7 protein-coding genes and 1 other RNA gene are annotated in these 9,615 nt (G+C 30.4%); all 8 read left to right on the plus strand.

Annotated features, from left to right (window positions below; translation table 11 throughout):
* The first annotated feature begins 229 nt into the window (after positions 1-229).
* A complete protein-coding gene (locus Q0352_RS10575; RefSeq protein ID WP_299527290.1) occupies positions 230-1,570 on the plus strand; it encodes an OmpP1/FadL family transporter in 1,341 nt (446 codons plus the stop codon).
* 120 nt (positions 1,571-1,690) lie between these two features.
* Positions 1,691-2,920 carry a hypothetical protein gene (locus tag Q0352_RS10580; protein ID WP_299527292.1) on the plus strand — a complete coding sequence of 410 codons (1,230 nt, stop codon included), beginning with the start codon at positions 1,691-1,693 and terminating at the stop codon, positions 2,918-2,920.
* Between the two features lie 67 nt (positions 2,921-2,987).
* Positions 2,988-5,315 carry an ATP-dependent helicase gene (locus Q0352_RS10585; RefSeq protein ID WP_299527294.1) on the plus strand — a complete coding sequence of 776 codons (2,328 nt, stop codon included), beginning with the start codon at positions 2,988-2,990 and terminating at the stop codon, positions 5,313-5,315.
* Positions 5,316-5,377: 62 nt separating this feature from the next.
* On the plus strand, positions 5,378-6,028 hold the full coding sequence (locus Q0352_RS10590) for a DUF4290 domain-containing protein (protein ID WP_299527296.1): 651 nt from the start codon (positions 5,378-5,380) through the stop codon (positions 6,026-6,028).
* A 17-nt stretch (positions 6,029-6,045) separates the two neighbouring features.
* Positions 6,046-7,353: a UDP-N-acetylglucosamine 1-carboxyvinyltransferase gene (gene murA / locus Q0352_RS10595; RefSeq protein WP_299527298.1), complete on the plus strand. Its 1,308-nt coding sequence runs from the start codon at positions 6,046-6,048 to the stop codon at positions 7,351-7,353.
* A 203-nt stretch (positions 7,354-7,556) separates the two neighbouring features.
* Positions 7,557-8,084, plus strand: a complete 528-nt coding sequence (locus Q0352_RS10600) for a nucleotide exchange factor GrpE (protein ID WP_299527300.1) — start codon at positions 7,557-7,559, stop codon at positions 8,082-8,084.
* A 10-nt stretch (positions 8,085-8,094) separates the two neighbouring features.
* Positions 8,095-9,222, plus strand: a complete 1,128-nt coding sequence (dnaJ, locus tag Q0352_RS10605; RefSeq protein WP_299527302.1) for a molecular chaperone DnaJ — start codon at positions 8,095-8,097, stop codon at positions 9,220-9,222.
* 163 nt (positions 9,223-9,385) lie between these two features.
* An RNA gene (gene rnpB / locus Q0352_RS10610) (RNase P RNA component class A) lies at positions 9,386-9,615 on the plus strand; the annotation flags it as partial.

Consider the following 9,615-nt stretch of genomic DNA (forward strand, 5'->3'; position numbering starts at 1 on the left):
TACTGAAATTCAAAATTTATTATAATTATAATGTAAGAGTTTGATTTCTACTAATTTTTATTAAATAAGTTTGTAACAATTATTACTAAACGATTTATTTTTACTGATAATTGTCATAAATTACAACTCTTAAAGAATCTAAATTTGTAATGTAACAAATGTAGCATCATAGGTGCTAGCTATATAACATTTGTTAAATAAAAATGAACATTAAATTAATTATTCAATTATGAAAAACTTATTAAGATTAGCAGTTGTATTATTTACAACAGCAACTTTTGCCCAAGCAGGGCACATTATGCAGGGAGTTGGAGCAGTTAATATGTCTATGGGTGGAGCTTCAACAGCACAACCATTAGATATTAGTGGAGCTTTACAATGGAATCCTGCAGCAATTTCAGTATTTGATAACAAAATATTAGATTTTAACATTGGAGCTTTCTTTTCTTCTCCAGAATTAAGTGGAAGTTTGCCAGCAGGAATGTTAGGCCCTGGTGCTCCAGCTGTTTCAGGAGTAACTCAAGATGATAGGGGTGTTTCTCCAATGCCGGCTTTAGCAATGGTTTGGGGTAAAGAAGATAGTAAGCATACATTTGGTGCATCTGCATTTGGAATTAGCGGTTTTGGAGTTACTTTTCCAGAAGAAGCTAACAATCCAATGAGTCCTACGTTTAATCCGATGGAAAATTCTAATCCAATGAATTATCCTCAACAAGCAGGAGGTTTTGGACATTTAGAATCAGATTATATGTTATTACAAGTTGGATTAGCTTGGGCATATGAAATTTCAGAAACTTTTTCAATTGGTATTCAACCAACATTTAATTATGCAGCTTTAGAATTAGCGCCAAACCCAACAGCAAGCCCAAATGCAGCAGGATACGGTATAAGTGACAAAGCTTCTGCACTAGGATTTGGAGCGCAATTTGGTGCTTTTTATCATTCACCAGGAGGAATTAAAATTGGTGCATCATACAAAACGGCACAAGCTTTTAGTGATTTAGAATTTAAAAATACTCATTTAGATAATTCAGTTACTGAAAATGCATTTAATATGGATTATCCTGCAATATTATCATTTGGTTTAGGATATTCAAAAGGAGATGTTGATTTTGCAATGGATTATAGATATGTTGATTATGAAAATACACCAGGTTTTGAAGCTAAAGGTTGGACACAAACTGGATCTGTTGCAGGTTTTGGATGGAAAAACATTAGTATACTTTCTGTTGGATTTCAATACAAAGGAATTGAAAAACTACCTTTAAGAGTTGGTTATACATACAGTACTAACCCAATTGATGATGAATTAGCTTTCTATTCATCACCAGCAACTGCAGTTATTGCAAATGCTTTTCAATTTGGTTTTAGTTACCCATTAACTGATAGTTTAATGTTAAATGGTGTGTATCATCATGGAGCTAGTGATGGTAAAACAGAGGGGCAACTTATGAACCCAATGATGGCATCTCCAACAAATCCTTATGGTAAAATTCCAGGATCAAGTGTTGGTTATGAAATGACAACAGATATGGTTATGGTTGGAGTATCATACACGTTCACAAAATAATTATTTATATTAAACATAAAAAAAACGGCAGTTTAAAATTTTTAAACTGCCGTTTTTTTTATGTCTAATTTTAAGAGAATACATAAAATTCTTGTTTATTTGCAGTCTAAAACAATTTAAATGATATTTAAAAAAGGTAGTAAACTTTTATACTTATTGGCTTTTTCATTGTTTATTTTATCAGCTTTGTATGGGCTGTTATTAAGATGGAATTTTACTTTTCCATTAGTATTTGTAAACTATAAGCACTTTTTGCAAAGTCATTCTCATGTAGCATTTTTAGGTTGGGGATATTTGGCAACTATTGGAGTGCTGCTTTCTAATTTTGTAGAGGCGTCAGCAAAACATAAAAAGATTTATAAAATAACAATTTCTATTATAGTATTAACTATAATTTTAATGTTAATTAGTTTTCCTTTAGGTGGTTATAAAGCATTTTCAATTATTGTACTTTCTATATTCGGATTGGCTAGTTATGTGCTTTCGTATGGATTTTTAAAAGATATAAAAGGGAAAAGTGTAGCTCATAAATTAATAAAATATGGTATTTATTACTATATATTATCAAGTTTAGCAACTTGGTTTTTGGCAGGTGTTTTAGTCTCACAAGGGAAAACGGATTTGTATTTTAACACGGTATATTTTTATCTACACTTTTTATACAACGGTTATTTTGTTTTTGTGCTGTTTGGGTTTTTATTCAAAATTTTTGAAAAACAAAAGATTATAATTTCTAAAAAATTACAAGAGAACTTCTTTTTATATTTAAATGTTGCTTGCATACCTGCGTATGCATTGTCCATTTTATGGAGTACTATTTCTTCTGTTTTTTATGTAGTAGGTTTTGCAGCTTCAATATTGCAACTCATTTCATTATTCTTTTTGATGAAAATTGTAAGACAAGCATTACCGCAATTAAAATGGAAATCAATTTCTAGGTTATTATTAAAATTTGGGCTGATAGCGTATTTATTAAAGATTGTAATACAAATTGCTTCAGCATTTCCTTTTATTGTTGAAAAATCATTGGCTTTAAAACCTTTTTTTATTATTGGATATTTACATTTATTTACCTTGGCTTTTATGAGTGTTTTTCTATTCTTAATTTTAGCCGAATTAAAAATAATTGAATTTAGAAATACTATTTCTAAAATTGGAATTTTCACTTTTTTATTTGGGGTTTTTGTGACTGAATTGGTTTTATTTTTACAAGGATTTTTATTTTTGAATGGTTTCAGTCCAATTGAAAATTATAATTTATTGTTATTAATTTTTAGTTTTTTTATGGTATTCGGTTTGTTGTTCATTTTTCTAAATCAGTTTAAAAAACAAGTTATAATAATTAACTAAAGGATTTCAATAACTTTTATTGCGAAACTAAATTTGGAATAGTACTTTTGGCTATTAAAGTATTCCTGTGAACAATTACTTAGAAAATCTTAACGAATCTCAAAGAGAAGCCGTCTTACATAAAGACGGTCCAATGATTATTATTGCTGGTGCTGGTTCAGGTAAAACGAGAGTTTTAACCTATAGAATAGCTAATTTAATGAATAATAATGTTGATCCATTTAACATATTATCATTAACCTTTACCAATAAAGCAGCACGAGAAATGAAAGATCGTATTGCAACAGTAGTTGGCGATTCTGAAGCAAAAAACTTGTGGATGGGTACTTTTCACTCTGTTTTTGCTCGTATTTTACGTTCTGAAGGTCATCATTTAGGTTTTCCATCTAATTTTACAATTTACGATACACAAGATGCTGTTCGATTGCTTTCTTCCATTATTAAAGAAATGCAATTAGATAAAGAAAGATATAAACCAAAACAGGTTTTAAGTCGTATTTCTTCGTTTAAAAATAGTTTAATTACTGTAAAAGCTTATTATAATAATCCGGAATTGATTGAAGCAGACAAAATGGCGAGTCGTCCAAAAATTGGTGAAATTTATAACCAATATGTAGAGCGTTGTTTTAAAGCAGGATCTATGGATTTTGATGATTTATTATTGAGAACCAACGAGTTATTAACGCGTTTTCCAGAGGTTTTATCAAAATACCAACAACGATTTAAATATATTTTGGTTGATGAGTATCAAGATACAAATCATTCTCAATATTTAATTGTTAGAGCATTAGCTGATCGGTTTCAAAATATTTGTGTTGTAGGTGATGATTCTCAAAGTATTTATTCATTTCGTGGTGCAAATATTCAAAATATTTTAAATTTTCAGCGAGATTATGATAAGGTGAATATTTTTAAACTGGAACAAAATTATCGTTCTTCAAAAAATATTGTTGAAGCAGCAAATAGTGTTATTCAAAGAAACAAAACAAAGTTAGATAAGCAGGTTTGGACAGCGAATGATGAAGGTTCAAAAATTAAAGTAATGCGCACTTATACAGAAGCAGAAGAAGGGCGTTTTATTGCAAATTCAATTTTTGATAATAAAATGAATTTGCAGCTTAAAAATTCTGAATTTGCTATTTTATATCGTACAAATGCACAATCACGTGCTATTGAAGATGCGCTTCGGAAAAAAGATATTAAATATAAAATTTTTGGAGGTTTATCGTTTTATCAGCGCAAAGAGATAAAAGATACATTAGCATATTTACGTTTGTTAATAAACCCAAATGATGAAGAAGCTTTAAAAAGGGTTATTAATTATCCAGCTAGAGGAATAGGATCAACTACAATTGATAAATTGTCCGTTGCTGCAAATCATTATAAAAAATCAATTTTCGAATTACTTTTAACGTTAAATCAGCTAGATATAAATATAAATGCTGGAACTAAAACAAAGTTGATAAACTTTGTGACAATGATGCAGCATTTTCAAATTGAGGCGCAAACTAAAAATGCATTTGAAGTTGCTGAATTTGTAATAAAACAAACGCGGATAATTAAGGATTTAGAAAGTGATGGCACACCGGAAGGTGTTAGTAAAGTTGAAAATATACAAGAATTATTAAACGGTCTTAAAGATTTTGTTGATGTTCAAAAGGAAAAAGAAGAAGAAGATTCTTTAGCTTTTTTCTTAGAAGATGTAGCTTTAGCAACCGATTTTGATAGTGAAAAGAAAGATGATACACCGCGTGTATCGTTAATGACTATTCACTTAGCAAAAGGTTTGGAATTTCCTTATGTTTATATTGTTGGTTTGGAAGAAAACTTATTTCCTTCAGCAATGAGTATGAATACTAGAAGTGAGTTAGAAGAAGAACGCCGCTTATTTTATGTAGCTTTAACAAGAGCTGAAAAACAAGCGTATTTAACATATGCTCAAACACGGTATCGTTGGGGAAAATTAGTAGATTGTGAGCCAAGTAGATTTTTAGAAGAAATTGATGAACAATTTTTAGAGTTTTTAACTGTAAAAATGCCAATTCCAAAACAACATAAATTTTTGGATGAAGATATTTTTGGAAGTGTGCCTCAAAATAAAATAAGGTTTAAAAAACCTATTCAGCGTACACCCGTTAAAAAAAATGAAATTCAAAAGATTCAATTTTCACCTCCTAAAAATTTAAAGAAAGTAACTAAATCAACAATTATAGCCACAAATTTATTTGATAGCAGCATTGTTGTAGGCAATATTGTAGAGCATACAAAGTTTGGTAAAGGAGAAGTTCTAAGTTTAGAAGGAACAGGAGCAAACCAAAAAGCAGCCATTAGATTTGGTTCAGTAGGTGTGAAAAAATTATTACTACAATTCGCAAAGCTTACAATTTTAGGTTAAAATAAGATTGTAAAACCAATATTTATATTGTAATTTGCATTTATAAAAAAGAAGAAAGATACATGGAATTTGATTTAGAATACAACGCAGAAAGAACGCATTTAATTATCCCGGAATACGGACGCCATATACAAAAATTGATAGATCACTGCATTGCTTTAGAAGATGCTGATGAACGAAATAAAATGGCAAAAGCAATTGTAGATGTTATGGGAAATTTACAACCACACTTACGAGATGTTCCTGATTTTAAACATAAATTATGGGATCAACTTTTTATTATGGCTGATTTTAAATTAGACGTTGACTCACCCTATGAAAAACTGGAAAGAGCAGCTTTGTTAGAAAAGCCAGAACGTTTAGAGTATCCTAAATATGCTTCAAGATATAGATATTACGGTAATAATATTCAGGCCATGATTAAAACGGCTTTAACTTGGGAAGAAGGTGATGCACGTGAAGCCTTATATTTTGCGATTGCCAATCATATGAAAAAGTGTTATTTGAATTGGAATAAAGATACTGTTGATGATGCTGTAATTTTTAAACATTTAGTTGAATTATCAAAAGGTGAAATTGACTTAACTAATAAAAATGAAGCCTTGTCAGAAGTAAAAGATTTATTAAAAAAGAAAACTCCAACTAAAAAAATCACTAAAACGCAAACTAATAAGCATTACAATAAACCAAGACCAAAGAAAAATTTTAAATAAATAAATTTTAATACAAAATGGCAACATTTATAATTGAAGGAGGTCATAAATTAAGTGGTGATATTACTCCTCAAGGTGCTAAAAATGAGGCTTTACAAGTTGTTTGTGCAGTATTATTAACAGCAGAAAAAGTTACTATTAGCAATATTCCAGATATTAGAGATGTTAATAAATTAATTTTTATTTTAGGGGAATTAGGTGTTAAAATTAGCAAAATTAGTACTGATACATATACTTTTCAAGCAGATGATCTAGACTTAGATTATTTAGAATCTGAAAACTTCAAAAAAGACGGAAGTTCTTTACGTGGTTCAATTATGATTGTTGGTCCACTATTAGCTCGTTTTGGAAAAGGATATATTCCTAGACCTGGTGGAGATAAAATAGGAAGGCGCAGGTTAGACACACATTTTGAAGGTTTTATAAAACTAGGAGCAACTTTTAGATATAACCATGAAGAACTATTTTATGGAGTTGAAGCTGATGAGTTAATTGGGACTAATATGCTTTTAGATGAAGCTTCAGTAACCGGAACCGCAAATATTGTAATGGCTGCAGTTATGGCGAAAGGAACTACAACAATATACAATGCTGCTTGTGAGCCTTACTTACAGCAGTTGTGTAAAATGTTGAATAGTATGGGCGCTAACATTACAGGAGTTGGTTCTAATTTGCTTAAAATTGAAGGTGTTACAAAATTAAATGGGTGCTCTCATAGAATTTTACCTGATATGATTGAAATTGGTAGTTGGATTGGTATGGCAGCTATGACAAAGTCCTCAATTACTATTAAAAATGTTAGTTGGGATGATTTAGGATTAATACCTCGTGTTTTTCAAAAAATAGGAATTAATTTAGAGCGAAGGGGTGATGATATTTTTATTCCTGAACAAGATAGTTATGAAATTCAAAATTTTATAGATGGATCAATTTTAACAATATCTGATGCACCTTGGCCAGGTTTTACACCCGATTTATTAAGTGTTATTTTAGTGGTAGCAACACAAGCAAAAGGTAGTGTTCTTATACATCAGAAGATGTTCGAAAGCCGTTTATTTTTCGTTGATAAATTAATTGATATGGGAGCCAAAGTAATACTTTGCGACCCACATAGAGCTACAGTTATTGGTATGAACCATGAATTTAGTTTAAAAGGTACTACAATGACTTCACCTGATATTAGAGCCGGAATTTCACTTTTAATTGCTGCATTATCAGCAAAAGGTACAAGTACAATTCAAAATATAGAACAAATTGATAGAGGGTATCAAAATATTGATGAGCGTTTAAGAGCTATTGGAGCAAAAATAACCCGTGTAGATTAATTTAATTAAAACATAAATTTAAAAATTCCCGCTTTTACGGGAATTTTTTTATGCTAAATACTTCCTAAATAAATTAACTTTTAAAATAATCAATTATTTAATTATTAAGGAATTCAAATTTTATAAATGTCATATTGGCATAATTTAAAAAATGGCAATACATTTGCAGGCTATTAAAATGATAAATTTTTTAAGTAAAAACAATGAGTAAAAAGAAGGATACTAAAGAAGAAAAAGATATAGAGGATAACGATATTCAACAAGAAGAAACCCAAGAAATAAGTGCTGAAGAGCAGTTAAAGAAAGAAGTTTCTCAAGAAAAAGATAAATTTTTACGTTTGTTTGCTGAGTTTGAAAATTATAAAAAGCGTACTGCAAGAGAACGTATTGAATTATTTAGAACTGCCAATGAAGATTTAATGACAGTTTTATTGCCAATATTGGATGATTTTGACAGAGGTTTAGCTGAAATTAAAAAAGTAAAAGACAAAGAGTTGTTAAAAGGAATGGAGTTAATTAAAAATAAACTTCAAAATTCATTAACTCAAAAAGGATTAAGTTTTATTAAAGTAGAACAAGGTGATGTTTTTGATGTAGAAATACATGAAGCTATTACACAAATTCCTGCGCCATCTGAAGATATGAAAGGTAAAATTATGGATGTTGTTGAGCAAGGGTATAAATTGGGCGAAAAAGTATTAAGATATCCAAAAGTTGTAATAGGACAATAATAAAAGAAAAATGAAGCAAGATTACTACGAAATATTAGGTGTTTCCAAAAATGCCACACCAGCTGAGATTAAAAAAGGTTATCGTAAAATGGCTATAAAATATCATCCCGATAAAAATCCAGATGATAAAGCTGCCGAAGATAATTTTAAGAAAGCAGCTGAAGCTTATGAAATTTTAAGTGACGAAAACAAAAAAGCGCGTTACGATCAATATGGACATGCCGCATTTGAAAATGGAGGTCATGGCGGTGGCGGTTTTGGCGGTGGTGGTATGAACATGGATGATATATTTAGCCAGTTTGGAGATATTTTCGGAGGTGGTTTTGGTGGTGGAAGCTTTGGAGGAAGAAGTTCTAGAGGAAGAGCTAGAGTTAAAGGTAGTAATTTAAGAATTAGAGTAAAGTTAACGCTTGAAGAAATTGCTAATGGAGTTGAAAAGAAAGTAAAAGTTAAAAGAAAAGTTCAAGCACCAGGAGCTACATTTAAAACTTGTACTACTTGTAATGGTCAAGGTCAAGTGATGCGCGTAACTAACACTATTTTAGGACGCATGCAATCAGCTTCAACATGTCCTACATGTCAAGGAGCTGGTGAGATTTTAGATAAACAACCTAAAGGAGCTGATAGTAGTGGACTTGAATTTAAAGAAGAAACCGTTTCTATAAAAATTCCAGCAGGAGTTACTGAAGGTGTACAATTAAAAGTGAATGGAAAAGGAAATTCAGCACCAGGAAATAACTCTATGGATGGTGATTTAATTGTAGTTATAGAAGAAATTAAGCACGAAACATTAAAACGGGAAGGGACAAACTTACATTTTGATTTATACATTAATTTATCAGAAGCAGTTTTAGGTGTTAGTACAAATATAGATACAGTTTCTGGAAAAGTCAAAATTAAAATTGAACCAGGAACACAATCGGGTAAAATATTACGATTACGAGGTAAAGGTTTGCCAAGTATAGATCACTATGGAAATGGAGATTTATTAATTCACATCAATGTTTGGACACCTCAAAATATTTCAAAAGAACAAAAAGAATTTTTTGAAAAAATGATAAAAGATGAAAATTTTGAACCAAATCCTTCAAAGTTTGATAAATCCTTTTTTGAAAAGGTAAAAGATATGTTTTCATAAAATTAACATTCTTTTTATTTTTTGTTTTTAAAAATTAAGTATATTTGATAAAATGTTGTTAGTGAAACATCTAATAACACTTTTTCTTTTTCATAGCAATTTTCCCACTCATATTAATGAGTGGGTTTTTTTTATCAATTTATTAGCGTATTTTTGCAAAAATTAAGTAGATCATCTTATCGTTCCGTTTTAACGGAGAGGAAAGTCCGGACACCAAAGAGTAGTATAGCGGATAACATCCGTCCAGCGTGAGTTGAGGACAAGTGCAACAGAAAGCAAGTACAGTTCGGCTGTAGTGAAACCAGGTAAACTCTATGCGGTGAAATGTCACGTATATTGAAATTTTAGAGTTACTCGCTCTATTTCAAGGGGTAGGCAGCTTGAGCTATAGAG

The sequence above is a fragment of the uncultured Lutibacter sp. genome (assembly GCF_937891065.1).
GTDB lineage: Bacteria > Bacteroidota > Bacteroidia > Flavobacteriales > Flavobacteriaceae > Lutibacter.

Coding starts and splice junctions, on each gene's coding strand:
- Q0352_RS10590 (WP_299527296.1), top strand. CDS start 5,378: ATGGAATTTGATTTAGAATACAACGCAGAAAGAACGCATTTAATTATC.
- Q0352_RS10575 (WP_299527290.1), top strand. CDS start 230: ATGAAAAACTTATTAAGATTAGCAGTTGTATTATTTACAACAGCAACT.
- Q0352_RS10580 (WP_299527292.1), top strand. CDS start 1,691: ATGATATTTAAAAAAGGTAGTAAACTTTTATACTTATTGGCTTTTTCA.
- dnaJ (WP_299527302.1), top strand. CDS start 8,095: ATGAAGCAAGATTACTACGAAATATTAGGTGTTTCCAAAAATGCCACA.
- murA (WP_299527298.1), top strand. CDS start 6,046: ATGGCAACATTTATAATTGAAGGAGGTCATAAATTAAGTGGTGATATT.
- Q0352_RS10600 (WP_299527300.1), top strand. CDS start 7,557: ATGAGTAAAAAGAAGGATACTAAAGAAGAAAAAGATATAGAGGATAAC.